Below are 20,961 nucleotides of genomic sequence, written 5' to 3'. Positions count from 1 at the left end.
TCGCCACCGCCGCTGTTGGAGCGGCTGATCGAAGATGCACAGAAGATCCACCAACAACGACCGATCCTACAAGAGACGCTCGCTACCACTACGCAACCGAGGTGTGAGTCTTAGCTAAAGACGAATGCGTGTTTGTGTTCCGTCTGGTCACCAGCGACTTCAGTAAGCGTCTCGCGGCCTGCCCCTTCCTTGATCGTACTGTGCCAGATGCCGATCTCCTCAGCGATCCACTCTAACGCCTGCTTGTATTTTGTTGTCTTCACTAGCAGCGGATTGTTGCCAGTCTCCGAGACGGTCGCGCCCGCTAACCAGAGCCCAGTGAAAACCGCTCGCTCGCTCTCGCTTGGATACGGGAAATCGCACGACGTCGAGTTCGACCAATGTTGGCCGATCCGTTGATAGTCCTTCTCACTCTCACAGACTGGACACTGCGTCATTCTCGGTACTTTACTTTTTGCTCGTCGTACATAGGTCTCGTTTTTCCAGTTAGTCGGATGTAAGAGGACAGTTTACAAACCCATTTGTCTGTGTATCGATGGATCGATAAGGGGATCTACACAGAGTAGTTTCTCTTCAGGAATCGTCGCTATACAGGGTATTGTGGCGAAAATCACCGCCAGCAACTACGGATAGCCACTTCAGCTCCCCATAGTCGTCTTCATCGCCTCCTGGTTGGATGTAAGCGATGGTAGGTTTGTCTTTGTCAGGAACCGTGATTCTATATTCCCCACCTCGAGAACCCTCCAACTCTACGATAGCGGTTCTTGGATTAAGATCAATTCTCTTCGCTCTACAAGGGGCGCGTTGAATACTATCTGTTTCCGCGTACCACCGGACTTTGTCACCTGGTTCTAATCGTTCGACCAGATCTCGAATCGAACCCATAGTACATCTATGCTGGAGAGGGGCGAAAGTTCTTGCTTAAATTTCGGTTTTGAATGTCACGAGAGTGTAATCACTGATCCTCCATGAGGCACTAATATATCAATCCCCAAACCACCGCACAGTATCTCCATACCAGCGCACAGATATTCCGGCGCTGTCTGGCGCTTTCTCTAAAAGTGCCAGCAGGGTTTTAGCCTGCCACGCGGTGAGCCACACCGAATTTCCATCGCACATAGCTCGGTCAACCCCCCACTCTTCTCGGAAGCGTCTACCAAGTCCTTCAGATCGTACAACAAGACAGCCACTTCTCGAATCAGTCATCGACGGGCCGATGCATCGCTACTCGTCGACGATCCACGGATTCGCATTCTCGGGCCACCAGTTGCTCGACCGGACAGACACACGAGGTTCCTGTTGAGGAGCTGGGGCTGAACAGGACCTCGTTACAAATCGATAACGGTGGGTGTCGTGTCCGGAGCTAATCGCGAAACAACCATCGGGAAAGCCCAGCGCTCACGACGACTGTGAGCGCTCGGAACCTGGAGGTGGAGGGGTGGTTCGGGATACGAAAAACGAGTGCCGGGTATTCGCAGCTACGGCATCTGCTCCTCAGTCGTCACACAGCCGTTCGTCCAGTCGATCCCGGCGACATCGTCGACCTCGTAGCTTCCCGTTCGACCACAGACCGCACAGCGATAGAACTCGAAGAAGCCGTTCGCCGCTTCGTTCTGGCTTGCACGCTCCAACTCTAGCCGCCGACTCCCACACTCACAGACCAACATCACCGTCGTACCTCCTCAGCTGGCAGTTCGATCACCGCCGCACTCTCGGTGAGTCGGCCATCTGGGCGCGGGACTCGACCGGCTCGAATCTCCATGTCGACCCGCCGGAGGTGTTTGCACCCACCGTCTGGCTCGCCTGTCTGCCAGTCCGGGCACGAGCACGTCTCTGAAACGACGTCGACCTCATAGATGCTGCCGCTTGCACCCTTCTGGACACCATAGATGCCGCCTTCCTGCGAGAGCCACACGTCCATCTCCTCGGTCAACGCCCGCTGCGTCCGCGCATCCTCAATGCGATGGCCGCCATCGGTGACGACCGGTGGGATCGTCGTTCGGAACTCGCTGAGTTCGGTCTGTACCAGTACGCTCTTACCGCTCTCGTTGTTACTCGACATTGCACTCACAAGGTGCGAGGCGCGGCGAACGCCGCGTCTTCATTCATCCTCTTCCCGACGACCTGAACCTCGACACTGCGGGCTACCGCTCGCGCCTCGGGTGCCCTGGCGCGAGCGGGTCACAGAGGAAGGCGCAACGCCCGCAGCCACGCGACCGTCCAGCGGAGTATGCCCGGTCGCCGAACGGAGCGACCAACGGGAGCGGAGTGAGGACAGTTCCGAGCACCAACTGGAGCGCAGGAACCGACGGGCATACCCGCTGGCGCGCGACCCATTCGCGCGAGCGAGCACGGCGACCGCGGGCGGCCGCGCCTGACGACACGCACACACCGAGGTTCCTGAGTAACTCGCGCTGCCCCAGCTGGGTCGGTACGGCGCAATAGCGGGGCTCGATGAGCGACCGACAGCAATAGGCACGCTCTCGACTGACGTCTCGACGATGTCCACGCGGTCAGCGATTAACCAACACTGACGCGTCATACCGCGTTTCTGTTGGTTAATCCGTTTGTATCCCTTTCCGGATTCTCTGCCCTTCTGCCGCCGAACACACCACTGGTTCCAGTGTTGGTTGATACGGCCGACACCCGGTATCGACCTGTAACAGTTGTTGCTAGTGCGGTTTCTTTATTCAGAGCAGTGCTGGAACTGAGGCGGCTGAATCGGTAAGTGGAGCTGCTTACCTATCGAAACAACTTTGGGTAAATCCCATCAAATTCTCCTATGGATAAAAATGAGTTTTACCACATTGTCGGACTATTTCTTTTGGCGATGATGACGCTGACGAGTGATTTCTCATCGCCTACGTTCCCAGCCAGCATATTTGTCTCTATAGCGTCTATCGTCTCCTTTGCTGTGATGATTCTCGCTCCGTCATATGTGATAGCAGATATTGTGGTGGGACTGACCCCAGAGTAGTTCGTCTGTACTTACCGGGCGCTTCACCTTATCCACTGAATAAAGAAACCGTATTGGCAACTACTGGTAACACACCGCGTTTCGAGTGAAAAACAGCCGCGTCGGTAGCTGGCGAGCCAGCTGAGAACAGCACGCGCTAGTGGTGCGCAGCGATAGCGTCGTCAGCCGTGGGTGACGGCGACCGGCTCGACGACGATCGTGCCGGTCCGGAGGACCGGGCGCTTTGCACGGCCGTTCTCCTCGAGCGTCGTGACGCCGTGCTCGGCGAGGACGGCGAGGTCCCGCGAGACGGCACCTTTGTCACGGCCGACCTCTCGGGCGAGGTCGCGGATAGACTCGTATTCGCCCACGCGAAGCGCGTCGATGAGTTCCCGTCGCCGGTCTGTGAGGACGTCCGCTGCCTCGCTGAGGGCGAGCACAGTCACGTTATCGTAGTCGCTCTGGGCGAGCGTGCGGCTGAACTCGGCCCTGTCTGCAACGCGGTCAGCCGTCTCGTCTCCCGCATGGCTTATTTCAGACACATATATCAACCTCTCTACTGTTGCATTAGAAGTCAATAGTCATAAAACCTCTGCTGAATTTCGCGGGGACGGCCGATTGATCCACCAGTGAGGGTGGTATCTTGGGTAGCGTTTTATGCTAGGCTTCGAAAATCGGTATGAGCGAGTATGTCTGAATCGTATGACTACGCCTACCCTCTCGGCACACACAAAGGGCGGATGATTCGCCTTGCGGTCGATCTCTCTGACGCCGTCGACACCGCGACCACCCCCGTGACGACCGATTTCGCTGTCTGGTTGTTCTACTGGATGCCGTCTGAGGACGCACCCGACGCCTCACATGAGCACATCGTCCGGATCGACGATCGAAAGCACGGCGGCCCACACATCGACCGATTCTATAGCGAAGAAGGCGGGAAAGATACCTCTCTCCCGTCGGATTTTGATGCTGAGAATGCTGAGGAACGTCTGCGCGAGGACTGGCGACACTACGCCGAAACCTACCACCAAGCGCACGGCGGCTGGCGGTGAATGAAGTTAGAGCTCCTCGATTGGATCGAAGATACCGCCGGACGTCCCGGGCGCATCGGCATTCGGTTCGACGCCAGCACCCGTGTACTGCACATCGAACAGGGATGCGACCAGTCCACTGATACCCTCATCACAGACCGATGGAGAAGACACTTCCACATTCAGTTAGTCAACGGCACAATTGGAGAGTGAACTCGTGAGCAAACGTACCGATTCCGAGTCTCAAACTGAGGACTACCGGCAAGAGGACGAGGTAGAGATCTTCTTCAAAATCGTGGCGGTGATGGCGGCCGCGCTGCTGTTTCCCTGGGTGTATGCCATCCTCGAGCGGGCGAATTTCACTGCCCTCAAATTCGAAGGGTTACATCGCAGTCGCGCACTCTGGCTCGTCCCGCTGTTCTACCTGGTCGGGGCAGTCGGAACTGTCCTGCTCTTTCCAGCACACCTCAAACTGTTCTGGGCGTTCCACGTCCTCCTGCTCGCACAACTGGCCGAGCTCATCCTCCATCAGGCGGGATATCTGACCGGCATGGCCCTCCCGCTCGTCGAGCAGTTCACGCTACTCCGCGTCGGCGGCTTCATCGGCATCCTCGGCGCTACAGCCTATACTGGCCAGCGACTGCGTACCTGGGACACGGAACGCGAACTCTATAGAATCATCAGCGACGGGAACTACGTCCTGCCGTTTCGGGGACTCTCTGCTGTGAGCGATCACATGAGCCTCTCACGGTTTTTCCCACTGCAGAAGGACCGTTCAATTCTCGTCCTCGGGGAGACGGGCGCGGGGAAGACGGAGACGATCAAACATCTCTCCCATCAGATGCAGGCTGGGGCTGACGATCCGTTTGTCGTCTTCGACTACAAAGGCGAATATCAGGACATCCTCGAGCGCGACCACAACCACGAGGACCTGATTTACCTCTCGTCGACGGGCGCAACCGCACACTGGAATCTCTTCGCCGAAATCGAACGCGAGGGCGATATCGACGAAATCGGCCGAGCACTGTTTCCTAAAACGGAGGGATCTGAGTTCTTCAGTCCAGCCGCACGCCAGCTGTTCGTTGCGGTCGTGACGTATCTCCACCGGGAAGCCCAAGCGGACGACACAACGCCGACGAACGCGGATCTTGTGGCGTTTGTCCAGTCGACCGATAAACAAGAGATGCACGAGCAGCTTACCGAACATTCGGATCTCACTGCGGCGGCCTCGGCAATCGATCCGGATTCAGAACGACAGGCTGCAGGCGTCTACGCGAACTTTCAGCAGATCATCGCTGACCTCTTCCGCGGCGACTTCGCTGAAGCGGGCGAGTTCTCGATCCGCGAGTACATGCAGGACCCACAGGGGCGGACGTTGCTCTTGGACTTCCCGATCACAGAGGGTGACGCGGTCCAACCCGCATTTCGATTCTTCATCGACTGGGCAGCACGCTTTGCGCTTGCTGACGACCAAGATACGTATTTCGTCCTGGACGAGTTCGCGCGCCTTCCTAGTCTCCGGAAGATCGGTGACCTGATCAACGCGGGACGGGGCCGGAACACCCAACTCCTGCTCGGCGTCCAGTCGGTCGCACAGCTCCACGACGCCTACGGGAAAGACCGCGCGAATGCGCTACTGAGCGGCCTCGTCCAATCAGTAATCATGCGGGTCGGCGATGCAGCGAGCGTCGAGTACGCCCGGTCACAGATCGGCCGTGAGGAACAGCGCCGGTCCGTCCCCGTACATGACCGTGACGGACGCTCCGTCGGCCGCCAGGAACTCCAGGATGAAACGCATCCGATCGCCGAAAGCGACCTCGAACGCCTCGACGATGGCGAGGCGATCGTCATCGTCCCCGACGGTTGGATGCGCGGCCTGATCGCCCGCTTTACAGCGATTCGAGCGCAGCTCGAGCGAGCGCTTGAACGCGCGACGAAAGAGTGACGGCAGCGAGAAGATAACGTCCCTACATTGGTTCCGGGATTCCGACTGCACTGAACCGGACGTCGACCGCGCCGCAGGCCGCGCAGTTGTCGATGAATGCACAGACCTGCAGTGAGGTTTCCATCTCCTGAACGGCCCCACACACCCCGCATTCGTACGATGTAACGAACTGGAACGCGCCGGAGTCCTCGTCGGTATCGGGGCGGTTGCGGCTCCGTCCAGCAGTCGGTGTCTGTTCGTAACCGGTCGTCGACGTCGACGAACCCTCCGAGCAAGTACTATCCTCTCCAGTCGGGGAGTGCCACGCATCGCTGGGTAGGGCATCATAGACCTGAGACGGATCCGTGTGCTCCGTATCGACTGAGCCACGTTCAGCCGGACAGTCAGCTGCGTCGGTATCCTGGCCGGACGGATCAGCGGTTTCACTCATCTCGCTCTGGTCATCGGGGCTCGAAGACGAGTTCGTCGGGGGGAATTTCGTCGTCGACACGCCGATTTCGAGGTACTCGGACTGACTGTGGAGCTGCCCGTTGATGCCAGCAGCGAGTTCTGCGAGCGATTCAGCAACGACTGTATCGGTGGTATCGCGATGGCTTGCATCGAGGAGCCAGTCGCGAAGGGCGGTTGCGGTGTCGAGTTCGAGTCTGAACGAGGGGTCTGTTGCCATTGGCTACGGTGCCTCCACGCTACTGGGGGAACAGAAACCTGCCATGATCTGGGCCTCGGTCGGTTGATCCCAGCTGAAGGACGACGTTCCTTCAGGGGTTGTCAATGAGGTTGTGGCTGCCGGCCGACCGGAGGGAGGCCGGGAGCGGAGGGAGGGGCGGTGGAGGGATCATCGGGCAAGGATCGCAATAACTGTCCTCCAGAAGGGGGTGTCAGAGAACAGTCCCATACCGTGGATTCGATAACGGATAGAGTGATAGATTCAGGGTATAAACGACTCATCTGATAAGATTGGTTCGGCGGTTTTCCTCTTCACTCACCTTCGTTTTCCTGTTCCTGATATCTTCTCATGCACGTTCTATTGCAGAATATGTGGGCGCTGTTACGGGGAGAATCTAATCCTTCGCCGGGTGGGACCTTGTCGTCACAATAATCACAAAATGCCATACCGGTAGATCAAGTTCTGAGGTTGTATACCTATCTGTTCGTACTGTTGAGCTCACACATCCACGTAGCGATTCGGTGTTCCGATTTCAGACGCCAAACTGAATAAAGAAATCGCGCTATCACTACAGTTAACCAACAGAGAACTACATCGCCTGTCCTGTTGGTTAATCAGTTTCTGAATCGTGCATCTTCGCCTCATCCCGCGTTACGCTTCTGGTGATGTCAATGCGAAACCCCAACGAACCACGCCCAGTCTCGAGATACACCGATTGTCGAAGAACACCCCATATTCGGAATGTAAACCGTCAATAAGCCGCTTGAGACGGCCGTCTACGCACATCTCACTTTCACAGGGAAACGAAATGGACGACGGAAACCAGGGGTGAATACTCGACGTTGCAGTGCTGTCGGTTGTGGCTGCCGGTCGACCGGAGGGAGACCGGGAGCGGAGGGTGGGGAGGTGGCCCGTTACCGGGCAGTAGACGTCGTGGGGACAGACGGGATTTCCTCGGTGCGCTTTTCAGCCATGCTTTCGCTGTTGGCACATGGCATTCGGACCGGGCATCTCGGTTCCGACCATTACGGGAACGCGGGTGGTATACCCGGTACCGATCGTTGCGGCATGGGTTGTACTCACTGTCGCGAGCATCGGCCTCGGCCGCATCATCCGTCGAAGCAAATTCTGGCTCGTCAGGGTGACAGGGACCGATCCGCTCGGCTGGTTCGAGTTTCCCGATCGCGAACGCACTGACGACACGGAGGATACGGAAGGTACGGAAACGTACTCGGTCACGGATCTCAAGGAGCAGCTCGACTGGGAGCGAGAGTGGTGGCGTCGGAAGGCACGGTTTGGGGTCCGGTCAGCTGTAGTCGCGCCGGTGGTCGAGGAACTCACCTTTCGGGGTGGTCCATTGCTGCTGGCGCTGACACTGGACGGGTATCGGCTCCCGCTGTTGATCGGTGGGTCGGTACTCTGGGCGTACGTCCATACGCTGAATCCGCGCGGCTACCGTCGGGCGACAGCACCGGTATTTGTCGGTGGGTTGCTTTGTCTATATCTGTGGGCGGTAGGGCTCTGGTGGGTAGCAGTGCTGGTGCATGCGGGCAATAACGCAACTGCGATGGCGCTGGAGGTCGGCAGAGAGTGGTGGAGACGCTGGCAACATCCCTTCGCGCCGGGCGAGGAATACACGGTGACGGTCGACGATCATGGTCCGCAACCAGAGGCTCACGGGCTGTATCGAGCGTACACACCAGCGAACGAGACACTCCACGTCGCCAATGTCGAACCGGGCGAAACCACTCGTGTGCGAGTGGCAACGACGGTTGGATTCCACGGCCATGCATATCCGGTCGCCGAGTCACGCCGAGAACCTGAGTGAGCCACTCCGGTCCACATTCGCCGCGATGTGGAGGTGGTCGAACAACTCGGCGGCGAAAGCCCGGCACGCAGTGCACGCCCGGACCGTGGAGGTGGGTGGGGCGGTCGGGGCGGTACCGGGCGGTGGGCGCACTAAACGGACACTACTATTGGCTCGTGTTACAGAGGGGCGCATATGGCCCGCCCGCGATGGTTCCCGCTCGCACGCAAGGAAGCCCGCACGATCCTCACCTCCAAAGGTCCGTGGGCGCTGGCGATCCTCCTCGTCCTCTGGGGATACCGACCGAGCTACGTCGGCTGGGACTACCTCGGACCAGATATGACAGTCGGGTTCGTCCAAGTCGCGAGCACATTTTTGCTCCCACTGGGCGTCCTCCTGTTGAGTTACCGGTCGATCGTCGGCGAGCGGACGTCGGGGAGTCTGAAGTTCGTCCTCGGATTGCCGCTCACGCGAACCGACATCCTCGTCGGCAAAATCCTCGGCCGAAGTGCGGGGATCGCGATTCCCGTTACGGCGGCCGCACTCGTGCTGGGTCTGATCGGAGTCGCCCGGTTCGGCCTCTTTTCGCCGCTCCTGTTTCTGGCTGTCTTCCTTGCGATGCTCCTGTACGTCGTTGTTCTCGTCTCGATCGCGACAGCAGTCTCGGCGGTGACAACGAGTACAGTCCGTGCGACCGGTGTGATCTTCGGCGTCGTCTACCTCGTGTTGACGGTCCTCTGGAAGACAGTTGCAGGGATGACCTACAGCAACCTAACCGGACTCGCAGCCACGCCGACCAATGCACCGGCCGACGGCTTGCTGTTCGCACTCCTCAGAATCTCACCAGATAGAGCATACCGTGTCCTCACGAACTGGATCCTCGAGGTCGGGAACTCGGGCGCGGGCTACACTGGCGTGATCACCAAGCTCCATACCCCCACAGCCGTCAACGCGTACGTCGTTGAGGCAGCATTCGAGACAAAACCGATCCCCGTCTATCTACACGAAATATTGGGACTCGTCGTCTTATTGCTGTGGCTCGTCGTGCCGCTGGGACTTGCCCGCTATCGCTTTGAACGGGGTGATCTGGTGTGACGACGCCAGCCATCGAAACCAGCGGTCTGACGAAGCACTACGACGGCACCGTCGCTCTCGATGCGCTCGATCTGACCGTCGAGCAAGGCGAAGTGTATGGTTTTCTCGGCCCCAACGGTGCCGGCAAGTCGACGACGATCAACCTGCTGATGAACTACATCAAGCCGACCGAGGGAACGGCGCAGGTCCTCGGGCACGACCCCTGGGACGAGGTCGTCGCCTGCCACCAGCGGGTTGGCATCCTCCCCGATCGATTCGATATCTACGACGACCTCTCTGCCCGACGCCACCTCCAACTGGTGATCGACACCAAGGGCACTGACGACGACCCACCGACACTGCTCGAACGGGTTGGCCTCACCGACGCCGTCGACCAGCCAGCGGGCGAGTTCTCCCAAGGGATGGAACAGCGCCTCGCGCTTGCGATGAGCCTCGTCGGCGACCCGGACCTCTTGATCCTCGACGAACCGTTCACCGGGCTCGATCCTCACGGCGTGGCGTTGGTTCGGGACGTCGTCAAGGCCGAATCAGAGCGCGGGGCGACGGTGTTTTTCTCCAGTCACGTCCTTGGGCAGGTCGAACTGGTCTGTGATCGCATCGGTATCCTCCACCAGGGACACCTCGTCGACGAAGGAGCGCTGACCGACGTCCGGGGCCGACTCGGACTCCAGGCCGACGCAACGGTAGAGGACATCTTCGTCGAACTCACCGAGGACTCGATCCGTACTGGGGAGGTGGAGCAATGAAACGCCGTCACTTCCTCGGGGTGGCGACCGTGTCGATGACCGGGCTCGCGGGCTGTATGGGGAACACCGAGTACACTGTCACCGATGTCTCCGTCGCCGACCCGGCGGGGCCGCTGGCGCTCGACCTGGACCTTGTGGATGCTGCCGCGACGGTTGACAGTCCGGCTCGGCTCGACGTGACGCTTCGAAACGATGATGACGAGGATATCAGTATCCGGAATACTGGTGTCTGGCCGCTGGGTCTGCTTGCGCTGGCACGGTCGGGCGAGCGTGGTCGAGGGAAAATTCTGCTCCGCTCGGACCAGTATGGAGAGACCGATCGGGTCGAGGTGACGGCGAACGGTATCCAGACCGACAACGTACCGATCGTCCGCCCACTTGACGCTGGCCAGTCAGTCACGAACCAGTACGAGATTCACGGCAATCGTTTCTATAGTTCCGGTACGTACACACTTCGGGGGTATTTCGAGGAGGTACCACTCTTCTACCGGGTGGGGAACGCCGAGGAGTGGACTGAGTTCTATCCTGAAGCCACCATCACCGTCGAGGAACGATCGCTGCTGCCCTGACGCTCTGTTGAGTCGAGACGTGTATCGTCTAGGTCGAGAGTGGGTCTGACCGTTCCATAGATCAACGAAGAAATGGGCGGAGAAACGGAATTGCCCTATATTGAGCGATTAGTTTCACTTGTATGATCACCTGTCTATAGTGTCGGTTGTGGCTGCCGGCTGACCGGAGGGAGGCCGGGAGCGGTGGGTGGGGAGGCGGGGCGTTACCGGGCGGTGGTCACGATAAAAAAAAGAGGGCCTTGAGAGCTCGTTACCGCAGTCGGACGCGGCCGCGTTCGAGGACTGCGCCCGGATCGTCGCTTCCGTGCTTGTCCACGTAGGCGTCGTGCAACGCCTGCGAGTACCGGCTGACTCGACTTTTCGAGGTGTCGACGACAGTGCTTGCTGCTTCAGCCACCTGCGCTTGGGTGACGACCTTCCCGTCAGTGAGCCGATCCGCCGCATAGACGGCCGCCGCCCCCATCGTCAGGCGCGACGTCCCCGGCCCAACCGGTTTCTCGTCGGCGATCGCCAGGAAGTGGTCACTGAGTTCCCGCAGCTCCAGACATGTCTGCACGTCGAGACTGTCGTCGAGCGCGATGAGCACATCGTCGACGATCCCCTCTCGCGCCGGGGGCACGTCTAGACCGAGCTCGCACCGCAACTTCCGCGCTGCCGCGCTCACTCGCTCGTACGAGGACTTCGTATACTGCACGACCTCGTCACACGACCGGGGGAACCCCGCTTCGGTCGCTGCGAGCACGACTGCACCACCGGCGAGTGCCTCCCACGACATCCGCCCGCCGGGAAGACGCGCGTCGGCCGCTTGCTTCAGGAACAGCCCGGCATCCTCGGCCACGAACCCGGGGAGTGCGAGATTCCCGGTGATCGACTCGATATCGCGATACCCCTCGTTGAGCCGAATCGCGCGCTTATCATCCATTTGGAAGCGCTTGTGCCGCTGCCGCAGCCGCTCGAATTTGTCCATCTGCTCGCTCGATAGCGAGTTCCCGTACCCATCACTGCCGAGGAAGAACGTCGTGTGCAGCCCCTTGTCGATCCGGAGCGGGTTGATCGACTCGCAGCTCCACTCTGAGGGACCGCTCCCGTCCGACGGCCCATGCACGCCCCGCGTCGGCCGGTGATCGACGTGCTCCGCTGAGACGACGAGACCACAGTCCACACAGTAGGACTCCTCATCGCTGGTGACGACCTGGCCGTCACACTCGGGACACGTCGACTGCCGCGCCGGCTCGTGCTCGACGACCGACTCCTCGGACGCCTCACTGTTCTCGGATGCCTGTTCGACCGAAGGTTCATACCGTACAAAGCTCGTACTTGACATTGGAGTACACGACTCCTGAAGGCGCTCACGCGCCCGACACCGCGATGCTCCTACATCGCGGGTTTCTCGTCGACACCGACCGACAGACTCGTCTGCGCGCTCTCGCTCGCGCCTTCGCGAGCGCCCTTGGGCGCGAGCGAGAGCGCGCCCGAGGAGAACAATCAACCAGCACCGCGCGGCGACCCGCCCGGAGCGAGCGGCCAGCGCATTCCCCGTTCGCCGCGACGCAACTACGTCCGTCGCGGTCGGCTTCGCCGAGGTCCGCAGGACCCGAACGGGTGAAGCGCTGGCGTCGAGGGCACATCCATTTTAGCCCGGAACGGGCGCTCGCGGTGCGGAGAGCGCCCGCATGCCCGGAATGGTCGGTCGCGAGCGACGCGGAGGGCGGCAGCGGCGAGCGGGGCGTGCCGTTACGAACCACCTGACCAACCGGGCTCGACGCTTGGTGCCACAACCGGCGTCCTGGCGGACTCAGAAAGGGCGAGGCCGTCTCGGTCGTCCCCCGACCCTGCAAGCACCGAGCGAAGCGAGGCGCGCAGCTGTGGTCGCGGGATGCCGAGCGGCCGAGGGCTTTCATCACTGGTATCCGTGTTCGATAGTGCGAATCGTCGACGGGGTACGCGACCACTGTTAACCAACATTCACCGATCCCAACCGCCGATGTTGGTTAATCGAACCACCAACCAAACCGCCCGCAAGCAGCCCAGTTTTCATTCGGCACGAGGGGAGTGTTTACTGGAAACGGTGGAGTGTTCTTAACCAACAGCGCGGGGAATGAGGTGTTAGCGTTGGTTAATAGCTATCTGAAGCTCCGTTCGGTCACTGTCGCTACGACCTGGACCCGACTTCCGTGCCGGGTTTAAACTCGGTCAGCTCCTCGATACGCTGTTCGAGATCGTCGACTTCCTGGCGGAGTTCCTTGGCGTCGGGATCGTCACTCAGTGCGAGCTGATCCTTCAGTCCCTGCAGCCGGGTTTCCTTGCGCTCCTCGTCGACGTCGGCTTTGCGCACGTACTCGCTCTCCTCGATCTCGTAGACCGCCGATTCGGAGAGTTCGCTCACGTCCAGGGCCTCGTCGACTTTCTCGCGGTCGACGGCCAGAATTCGCTCGCGAGGGATGCCCGCGTCCTCGAGGACCGCCAGGACCTCGTTGTCGTCTTTCAGCGAGCGATTGCGGCGGCTGGTCCGCTGGACTGACCCATACTGGCCGTGGACCGGCTGGTCGTGGTGGACCCGTCTAAGGAGTACCTCACGCACGTCCTGTCGGAGGTCGCCGGCGTTGCGCTGGACGTCCGATAGTAGCGTATAGAGATTGATGAGCGCCGGCGTTTCACAGTCCTCTAGTGCCGTCGGATCGTGGCGCTCGAGGGCGTCGATCAAGAGGAGCATATCGGCGTAGACGTCGAGGTCGGGCTCTGTGCGGTCTGCGGCGTCGGGCTGCTCGTCGGCGGGCTGGTTGGACGTCCCCTTGATGAGCTGGGACGTCGTCGGCTCGTCGGTTTCAGTGAGCGTCCCCGCTTGGTCGTCGATCTCATACCGGGGATGCAGGCTGAGTACTGCCGCGTATGGTTCGGCGTCCGGGGGCAGGCGCTGGAGTTCGAAGGTGCCGCCAGTGTCGGTAATGCGCTCGGCTAGCGTTTCGAACTGCTCGCGTTGGAGCGGCTGAGAATCTCCTGCGTCGACGAACTCGATGATGATGCGGTGCTCCTGGACATCGGTGAGGCGAAAGCGTGTCTCCGACAGCGGCGTAATGAGCGTGGCGTCCGCAGCGAGGGCGTCACACTCGTCGAGGAGCGTCCGCCAGCTTGCGGTAAAGGGCATAGTAGCCCTTGGCCGTATCGAGGTAAAATCTCTTGGCTCAGCACGTACTTGTAACGCGTTCCTGCAGCTCTTCGGCACGTACGTTAGCCGATGATTGGGGCGTCTTGCTGGACTTCTCGATAGATGTCCGGGTGTCCACTGACCTCGCCGTTCTCGAACTCAACCACGCCCACTCGGGCAAGATCGCGGAGTTTGTCCTCCACGGCCAACCGGCCTTCATCCCGGTCGTATTCTGTCTTCAGGTTCTCCATCACGTCTTCCACCGTCAACCACAGGTCCGGCTTCCCACGTCTGAATGCACTGATATAGTACGAGTTAGCGAAGATGGGGAAGTGATTGAGCATCATCAGCTCCAGTTCCTTCCGAAGCAGGTAGTACCCATCAACGACGATGTCTCCGATGACCTGCTTACGGAATTCCTCGTGTGACAAGTTCTGGAGATCGGCAGAGTCGATTTTCCGACCGTGGTGGACTGTGTTCTCCTTTACACGCAGGAAACCCAGATCTTCAAGCGCCTGAATGTAGTCGTGGGTGTTCTCGTTGGTCTGAGCGTCATCGATATCCTCAAGCGTAAGATCATCCTCTCTGCGCACCCAATCCACAATTTGAACAATAGAGTTCAGTTGGTTCCGGACGGGGTTGAGCTGGTAGACCCGACTGTATATGGCCTTGGCCATCGACCAATCGAGATCATCGAGCATCTCCTCGTGTTGGTCCTGATACTCCGAGTAGAGATCCGCTCGTGATGGGAGATTGAATTTGTAGTAGTTGTTCCCAACTGCGGTCGCGGTAAGGGTCTGAACATCTCCGATGTTCACCATCTTAAGGACGTTCTCTTGTTCGCGTGAATCAGAAACGTCCTGCGGGTAGGTAATACCGACTGTTGCCGAGAGGTATTCTTCGTCTGGATCGTAGTTGACGGATTGAACGAAGAGCCGCCGGCTGTAGTAGTACCGAAGGCGTCCCTGAATCTTGCTCTCAAGCCCCTCTGCGTCGAACTCGTTTGTGTTAATCGTGAGGTCGCGGTTGGTGAGTTTCAGTGGTGATTCGGTACTCATGATTGAACCTCGTTGACGTCCATTAGCGTGCGCTGCTGTCCCTGATCTATCCAGAGCGACCAGCTCGTAAGGTCACACCGGCCCCACAGCTCGATGAACAACCCTCGTGAAATCTTCTGGGTTGGGGCAGTGTCATTGGAGTAGTAATCAAGGAACGGGTCATAATAAAATACCTGTCCTTCTTCGATGCTGAACGGGATCAGCAGAGGCACCAGCATTTCGTCGTGATGTCCTTCTTGGACGATGTATGATTCTGCGGAATCGTTGTTCTCTGCTTGGTATTCGTAGAGCTCTGGATGAACCTCAACCAAGGGGTAGGACGCAGATGGGTTCGTGAAGATGCCTTTGAGATGGTCGACAGAGAGGTGGTCGTCTGAGTTTACTTCGAATGACGTGCCGTTGAACCGGTTGTCGAGTCGGGATACCAGCTGGCTGTAGTTCCCACCGAAGTCGATGCGATGGTCGGTTAGGGTCCCGAGGTTGGGGTCGTCGGTATCGAATGGGAGCGCTGGGTGGTCCTCGGCGTAGTCAGTGAGGATGTCCTTGAGTGCATAACGGAGTACCTCTCGCTCCGACGGTGGCTCCGCGAAGTGATTCAGATTGACAGTCACGAACCTTGGCCTCTTCTAGCACAACTCCCTCACCACAGGAAAATAACAGTTCCGTTCCAATAATCAGAGATAAGACCTTGCAGGAAGCACTTTTTGGAAAATGGGCGTATACTTCCCTGATGATGAATTCCACCCGGACATTCCCTGTGAGACCGAGACTCTGTGGCGGTATATCGACTTCACGCAGTTCATATCGCTGATAGAGACGGGCCAGCTCTGGTTTTCTGCCGCAAGTAATTTCACCGACAAATGGGAGGGTGGGCTGACGGCCAAGCAGGTTGAACGAATCTCGGAGACGATCCCGTCCTTCGTGGAAGACAATGTCGGGTCTGTTAGGGAGTTGTACGATGCTCTGCGAGCTACGACGTACGTCTCGTGCTGGCACTATCGGGACGAGGAAACCGCCGCGATGTGGGAGTTGTACAACGATCGGGGGAAGGAGGTTGCGATCAAGACGACGGTAGGGAAACTGCGGAGGGCTGTTCGATGGTCCGATGATATGCTCATGGGCTGTGTGGAGTACAAGGACTACGTTGATGGCGGAGATTTGTTCCCGATCACTCGTGAATCTCCGTTCTTCCACAAGCGCTCGAGTTTCGAGCCGGAGCAGGAGTTCCGAATCATGAAGGGTGAGTTCAATATGCCTGAGCGGGCTGCTGTGAGTGATGGGTTGAAGGAACTTGTCGCGAACAAGGGTGGTCCAGGGCGGAGTGTCTCTGTTAATCGGAACACGTTGATTGATGAGGTTGTGATGTCTCCGGTGGCTGGTGGGTGGCTGAAGGGGCTGGTGAAGCGAGTGCTGGCTACGTATGAGATGGATGATGTGGAGGTCTCAGACTCAAAGTTGGGGAGCGATCCGTTTTCTGCTGGCGAGTAGTTCTTCTAACAGACTCCAAAACTGGGGCTGTTTTCGGTGAGCGTGCCTGCGCAGTCGTCGATCTCGTAGCGAGATGCAAACTGATCAGGGCTGTGTACGGTTCCGTGTCTGGTGGCAGGCGCTGGAGCTCGACGGTGCCACCGGCGTCAGAGATGCGTTCGGTCAGCGTTTCGAACTGATCGCGCTGCAGTGATTGCGAGTCGCCTGAATCGACGAAATCAATGTTGATGCGGGGTTCTTGGACGTCGGTGTTCGGAATCGCGTCTCTGCAAGGGGCGTAATGACTGTCATATCCGCAGCAATGGCGTACACTCGTCGAGGAGCGTCCGCCAGCTCGCGGTAAAGGACATGGTAGCCCTTGGTCATATTGCGGGAAAACCTCTCGGCCTGCCTCTTGCTCGAAATCCGTCTCATGCAACGCTTTGGCTAGCTGGCGGCAGTTAACCAACAACGTTCACGATACGCAGATTCTGTTGGTTAACAGAGTCGCGAATCAGTGTGTCACTCGTCTGCAAGCAGTGTTTCGATTGAGTCACGGAACGCTGCGAAGGCTGCTTCAGCTGCCTCGATCTCTTGCGCGCCAGTGATTACTACCTTCCCAGAGGCAAAGACCAGGAGTACGCACGCGTGTCGTGGGGTCGGTACACCAGGCCGGGGAACTGCTCAGGCTCGTACTCCGTCACTTCAAGCCCTAAGCCGATCGCAAGGGCTGACAGATTGAGCGACCGCTCCATATCTGCCATACAGACGTAGTTCTGGACGGTGAACCAGGCATCATCAGCAGCCGAGACAATCCCGTGGCGATGCAACATGGCCAGGAACTCATCTCGGAGTCTTCCGACCTCGGCTTCGGATTCCGCTCCGGTGATGATGTACTTCCCGGTGCAGTACAGCGTTATCAGCGGCGCATCGTCCTCGAACTGGAAGTACGCGCCAGGGTATTTCTCGGGATCGTAGTCGACGACGTCGTCAAGCTCCCGGGCGACCGCCTCAAGATCGAGTTCCACATCGAGAGCGCCCGACGCAACGACGTTGACGACCTGTACCATCGTGAAACCCTTCGTGGTCGAGAATACATCTATCGCCTTATATAACACGTCGATAGCCTGCTTACCGCGACCGGGCTCAGTTTATCTCAGCTCTCGGGGCTATCCATTCCGATCGACGAGGTTGTACTCTTCAGCATATTTGAAGATGACCTGAAGGACGCCCCACGATTTGCTGGTCTAATCGTCTTCGAAGTACCATTCGACCTGCCCGAGTCGTGAATGCCGTTTGGTAGTCACTGAGAAACTGTAGCCCTTCCGCTTGGTTCGGTCTTGCTTTGCTCATCTTGGTTTGACTGACGCGTTCTACGACCGAAAATCAACTGCCGGAACTAAACATCGGAAGTACTGCTAGAACGTATGCAAGAGGTGCAGGCAGCCATCCAGCGTTGGCCAATAGTTCCTGAAGCTGGCGATCGCCCTCTCGAAAGTTTATAAGCCAAGAAGGGGAAAAGTGGAACCAACGGATTACGAGCTTCTCAATATGAAAGGTCAAACATCGGTCTTCAACACTTGGGGCAGGAATAGTCGTCTATATGACCGCTACACCTCGAATGCGACTGACAAGCTTTCATCCAACGAGGATCTTAAAGAGGCGCAGGCCGAGTGGGAGCAGTTCTTCATCAACAGCCACGGTGACATCTTCAGTGGACTTGACATCGATAACCCGCGCGAGAGTCTGTTTATCGATACCCTCTACTACGACTTCATCGTTGACCAGATCATCGAGTTTGCTGAACGGCAGTTGGGATTCCAAGTCGTCAATCAGGAGGCGAACTCCAATACCGACGCGCTCTCGTTTAACTTCCAATCCCTCCACGAAACGATCATAGACACGGACTCCATTAAACGGAACATCGACGAATTCCTCGGGAAGGTCGATCTGGTGAACTCGGACTCGGACTTCCTCCGGGGACTTTACGAGAGCATTATCTCACACGAGATGCGCCTCCAACTCGGTGAGTACTACACCCCGAGGGGAGTAGCTGAGTTGGCCGTGGGTGAGCTTGATGTCAACGACCCTGAATCGGATACATTCCTCGACCCGGGTTGTGGGTCGGGCATCTTCCTCGCCACGTGCATCGATGCGAAGCGAGACACGTTGGGGGATGATCTTGAGCCCGAAGCCCTCGTAGATGTCATCACGGATACGGTGTACGGCGTCGACCTGAATCCTGTGGCGGTCAAGAGCGCAAAGCTTAGCTACCTTCTCTCGCTCCTCCCTGTCCTCGAAGAAGGTGATGTTGATCGTCTGGAGCTCCCGGTGTTCTTGGCTGACTCGCTCAAGCTGACGAGGAACGACCAGATCAGGTTCGGTGACGACACGATTGATCTCACGGTCGACCATTTGGTTGGTAATCCGCCGTGGATAACTTGGGGGAACCTCTCCGAGTCGGTGCGAGACGCGTGGCGGGAGAAATACGTGAAGCAATTGGACTTGCTTCCGCACCAGGGTGTTGAGACGCGGCTGGGGCACGTCAACGATGACATCTCGGTGCCGTTCATCTGGGTCTGTATCCACCACTACCTTGACGAGGAGGGCGACGCCAGTTTCGTTCTGAAGCGGGACATCATGAAGGGGCCGGCCGGCCGTCTGCTCCGCACGCAACGGGTGAATTCACGTCCGGCCGCAGTCCGCCACATTCACGACTTCAACCGACTGCGGCCGTTCGGTGACGACGTGGGCGTGCATTCGGCCATCTATACGCTGGACGCCGACGTCGAGTCCGAGTTCCCGATCGCGGTCGACTCGTGGAAGAAAACGGACGGCAAGCCCTCATTCTCTACCGTCGAGGCGATGCACAACACGTTGGAACACGAGGAGACCGGGATGATTCCGGTCGAGGAGGACGACCTGTCCTCGTCGTGGGTCAGGGAAGATGCCGAGAACCGGGCACTTGGTGAGTGCGAACACGACATCCGCCACGGAGTGAAGGACGACGCGAAGGACGTGTATAGCATCGACCGAGAGCAGTTGAACGAACTGGAACACGACCACATCTACCCCTACATCAAGTCGAAACACGTGGTGAAGTACGGTCTGTTCGGCCACGCACTCCACCTTGTCCCCATCAAGAAGGCCAACGAGAACAACGAGACGGAGTTGCAGAACAACTGTCCCGAGACTTATGAGTACCTCGAATCGAACAAGCAGGCGCTTGAGGACCGATCGTCGACATGGCTGGACAAAGGGACGTTCTACAACGTGTTTGGACTCGGCGAGTACACGTGGTCGGACTACAAGGTTGTCTGGTGCCGTCTCGGATTCAAGCCGCATTTCGCGGTCGTTAGTACCGTCGACGACGAGGACTTGGACGAGAAGATGGTGATTCCCGGCGACCACTTCATGTTCATCTCGACTGACGACAAGTACGAGGCCCACTTCCTCTGCGGCCTGCTTAACTCGTCCATCTACCAGAAGTCCATCAAGGGCATTGCTTCCGAGGGCAAGTCCAGCCTCTCGAAGACCGCCATCTCCAAACTGGAATTACCGGAGTACAAGGAGACCGAGGACAGCAAACGGCTCGCCGAACTCTCGATGCAAGCTCACGGGATCGTCCCGCAACACACGGACGTGAGCAAGCGGAAGTACAACAAGAAGAGCATCGAGGAGTTGGAAGTCGTTCAGGCCGAGATCGACGAACTCGTTGAGGAGATGCTCTCCGAGGGGTCGCTATTCCCCGACGTCGGACAGAGTACTCTAGTTTCCTATTGAGCCGTAGATACGCTCGGTTCCCTCGGGGACGTCGTCCTTGACCAGCTTGTTGTAGTTGAACCGCCATTGCAGGGCGGGCGTTATGGTGATTGCGCCCTTCTCCGGTGGGTTCTCCTTGATTTCCTCGAATTTGTCATCGCTGATTGCACCGACGCCCGTCAAATCCTCTAACTGTTCTCGGAGTTCGGACTCAGACAGTTTACCCTCCCTGTAGTCTGCGACCAGTTTGACGGCATCCTCGGACTTGCGGTAGTCGCTGGCGCGTTCCTTCGGGATGTAGGCACAGGTCTTGATCTCGAATATATTTCCATCGTCGACGGACTGTTTGTCGTAGACGAATAGGAGAATGTTGTAGTCGACTCCGGTGATCCGTTCACCCGGGTCGTCGAAGGTGCTGGACGATTGGGGCTGACGGTTCGACGTCGTCTTTACGTCGAGGTTGAATGCTGGAAGGTCAATGTCCTCGGCGACCGATCCCTCGGAAACAAGCCCGTGTTTCTCCTCGAACCAGTCGCGTAGTTCTTTCTCGAAGTGGGTTCCGATCTCTTTGGAGGTGCCGCTCTTGTTCTTGGGGACAGTCCGTGATTCCATTTCGGCGCAGAACTCCTCAACCGAATCGAGATAGTTGCGGAGGTCAAGTTCGTCCGATTCGTCGTTCATACTCCGCAGTTCAAATTCATCTTATGAAAGCT

17 protein-coding genes and 1 pseudogene are annotated in these 20,961 nt (G+C 58.3%); 8 read left to right on the top strand and 10 right to left on the bottom strand.

Annotated elements, in window-relative coordinates; genetic code table 11:
- Positions 1-1,478: 1,478 nt before the first annotated feature.
- The 3 genes from EPL03_RS19415 to EPL03_RS19400 form a co-directional block, all read right to left on the bottom strand.
- Entirely contained in the window at positions 1,479-1,667 is a 189-nt protein-coding gene (locus tag EPL03_RS19415) for a hypothetical protein (protein WP_135830745.1), read from the bottom strand.
- Positions 1,667-2,062, bottom strand: coding sequence for a hypothetical protein (locus EPL03_RS19410; protein WP_210425046.1), 396 nt, complete (start codon positions 2,060-2,062; stop codon positions 1,667-1,669). The genes EPL03_RS19415 and EPL03_RS19410 overlap by 1 nt, the downstream gene beginning before the upstream one ends.
- Positions 2,063-3,138: 1,076 nt before the next feature.
- Entirely contained in the window at positions 3,139-3,534 is a 396-nt protein-coding gene (locus EPL03_RS19400) for an HVO_A0114 family putative DNA-binding protein (RefSeq protein ID WP_210425045.1), read from the bottom strand.
- A gap of 111 nt (positions 3,535-3,645) precedes the next feature.
- On the opposite strand from EPL03_RS19400, the gene EPL03_RS19395 reads away from it, so the two are divergent.
- Both EPL03_RS19395 and EPL03_RS19390 read left to right on the top strand, forming a co-directional pair.
- On the top strand, positions 3,646-4,008 hold the full coding sequence (locus EPL03_RS19395) for a DUF7718 family protein (protein WP_135830743.1): 363 nt from the start codon (positions 3,646-3,648) through the stop codon (positions 4,006-4,008).
- 196 nt (positions 4,009-4,204) lie between these two features.
- A complete protein-coding gene (locus EPL03_RS19390; RefSeq protein WP_135830742.1) occupies positions 4,205-5,932 on the top strand; it encodes a type IV secretory system conjugative DNA transfer family protein in 1,728 nt (575 codons plus the stop codon).
- Between the two features lie 22 nt (positions 5,933-5,954).
- Here EPL03_RS19390 and EPL03_RS19385 read toward each other — a convergent pair whose 3' ends face one another.
- The gene (locus EPL03_RS19385) at positions 5,955-6,599 is read right to left on the bottom strand and encodes a hypothetical protein (protein WP_135830741.1); all 645 of its coding nucleotides are present in this window, start codon (positions 6,597-6,599) and stop codon (positions 5,955-5,957) included.
- A gap of 991 nt (positions 6,600-7,590) precedes the next feature.
- On the opposite strand from EPL03_RS19385, the gene EPL03_RS19380 reads away from it, so the two are divergent.
- The 4 genes from EPL03_RS19380 to EPL03_RS19365 all read left to right on the top strand — a co-directional run bounded on the left by EPL03_RS19380 (position 7,591) and on the right by EPL03_RS19365 (position 10,816).
- Complete coding sequence (locus tag EPL03_RS19380; protein WP_135830740.1) at positions 7,591-8,427, top strand: CPBP family intramembrane glutamic endopeptidase; 837 nt, start codon at positions 7,591-7,593, stop codon at positions 8,425-8,427.
- Positions 8,428-8,601: 174 nt separating this feature from the next.
- Positions 8,602-9,501, top strand: a complete 900-nt coding sequence (locus EPL03_RS19375) for an ABC transporter permease subunit (protein WP_135830739.1) — start codon at positions 8,602-8,604, stop codon at positions 9,499-9,501.
- The gene (locus EPL03_RS19370) at positions 9,498-10,247 is read left to right on the top strand and encodes an ABC transporter ATP-binding protein (protein ID WP_135830738.1); all 750 of its coding nucleotides are present in this window, start codon (positions 9,498-9,500) and stop codon (positions 10,245-10,247) included. Before EPL03_RS19375 ends, EPL03_RS19370 begins: the two co-directional genes overlap by 4 nt.
- Entirely contained in the window at positions 10,244-10,816 is a 573-nt protein-coding gene (locus EPL03_RS19365) for a hypothetical protein (RefSeq protein ID WP_135830737.1), read from the top strand. Before EPL03_RS19370 ends, EPL03_RS19365 begins: the two co-directional genes overlap by 4 nt.
- A gap of 250 nt (positions 10,817-11,066) precedes the next feature.
- On the opposite strand, the gene EPL03_RS19360 is transcribed toward EPL03_RS19365, so the two are convergent.
- The 4 genes from EPL03_RS19360 to EPL03_RS19340 form a co-directional block, all read right to left on the bottom strand.
- Positions 11,067-12,140 carry a transcription initiation factor IIB gene (locus tag EPL03_RS19360; RefSeq protein ID WP_135830746.1) on the bottom strand — a complete coding sequence of 358 codons (1,074 nt, stop codon included), beginning with the start codon at positions 12,138-12,140 and terminating at the stop codon, positions 11,067-11,069.
- An 828-nt stretch (positions 12,141-12,968) separates the two neighbouring features.
- Positions 12,969-13,961, bottom strand: coding sequence for a hypothetical protein (locus EPL03_RS19350; protein WP_135830736.1), 993 nt, complete (start codon positions 13,959-13,961; stop codon positions 12,969-12,971).
- Positions 13,962-14,044: 83 nt separating this feature from the next.
- Positions 14,045-15,019 carry a hypothetical protein gene (locus EPL03_RS19345; protein WP_135830735.1) on the bottom strand — a complete coding sequence of 325 codons (975 nt, stop codon included), beginning with the start codon at positions 15,017-15,019 and terminating at the stop codon, positions 14,045-14,047.
- Entirely contained in the window at positions 15,016-15,630 is a 615-nt protein-coding gene (locus tag EPL03_RS19340; protein ID WP_135830734.1) for a hypothetical protein, read from the bottom strand. Before EPL03_RS19340 ends, EPL03_RS19345 begins: the two co-directional genes overlap by 4 nt.
- A 100-nt stretch (positions 15,631-15,730) precedes the next feature.
- On the opposite strand from EPL03_RS19340, the gene EPL03_RS19335 reads away from it, so the two are divergent.
- Complete coding sequence (locus EPL03_RS19335; protein WP_135830733.1) at positions 15,731-16,507, top strand: hypothetical protein; 777 nt, start codon at positions 15,731-15,733, stop codon at positions 16,505-16,507.
- Positions 16,508-17,008: 501 nt separating this feature from the next.
- Here the strand turns inward: EPL03_RS19335 and EPL03_RS19325 are convergent.
- Positions 17,009-17,556: pseudogene (locus EPL03_RS19325) on the bottom strand (TATA-box-binding protein).
- Between the two features lie 481 nt (positions 17,557-18,037).
- On the opposite strand from EPL03_RS19325, the gene EPL03_RS19320 reads away from it, so the two are divergent.
- On the top strand, positions 18,038-20,269 hold the full coding sequence (locus EPL03_RS19320) for an N-6 DNA methylase (RefSeq protein WP_168216308.1): 2,232 nt from the start codon (positions 18,038-18,040) through the stop codon (positions 20,267-20,269).
- Here EPL03_RS19320 and EPL03_RS19315 read toward each other — a convergent pair.
- Positions 20,255-20,929, bottom strand: a complete 675-nt coding sequence (locus EPL03_RS19315; RefSeq protein ID WP_135830731.1) for a hypothetical protein — start codon at positions 20,927-20,929, stop codon at positions 20,255-20,257. The two genes, EPL03_RS19320 and EPL03_RS19315, sit on opposite strands and share 15 nt — an antisense overlap.
- Between the last annotated feature and the right edge of the window lie 32 nt (positions 20,930-20,961).

The sequence above is a fragment of the Halorussus halobius genome (genome assembly GCF_004765805.1).
Classification (GTDB): domain Archaea; phylum Halobacteriota; class Halobacteria; order Halobacteriales; family Haladaptataceae; genus Halorussus; species Halorussus halobius.
Note: the sequence above shows the minus strand (reverse complement) of the source record. Positions and strands in the feature narration are given on the sequence as shown.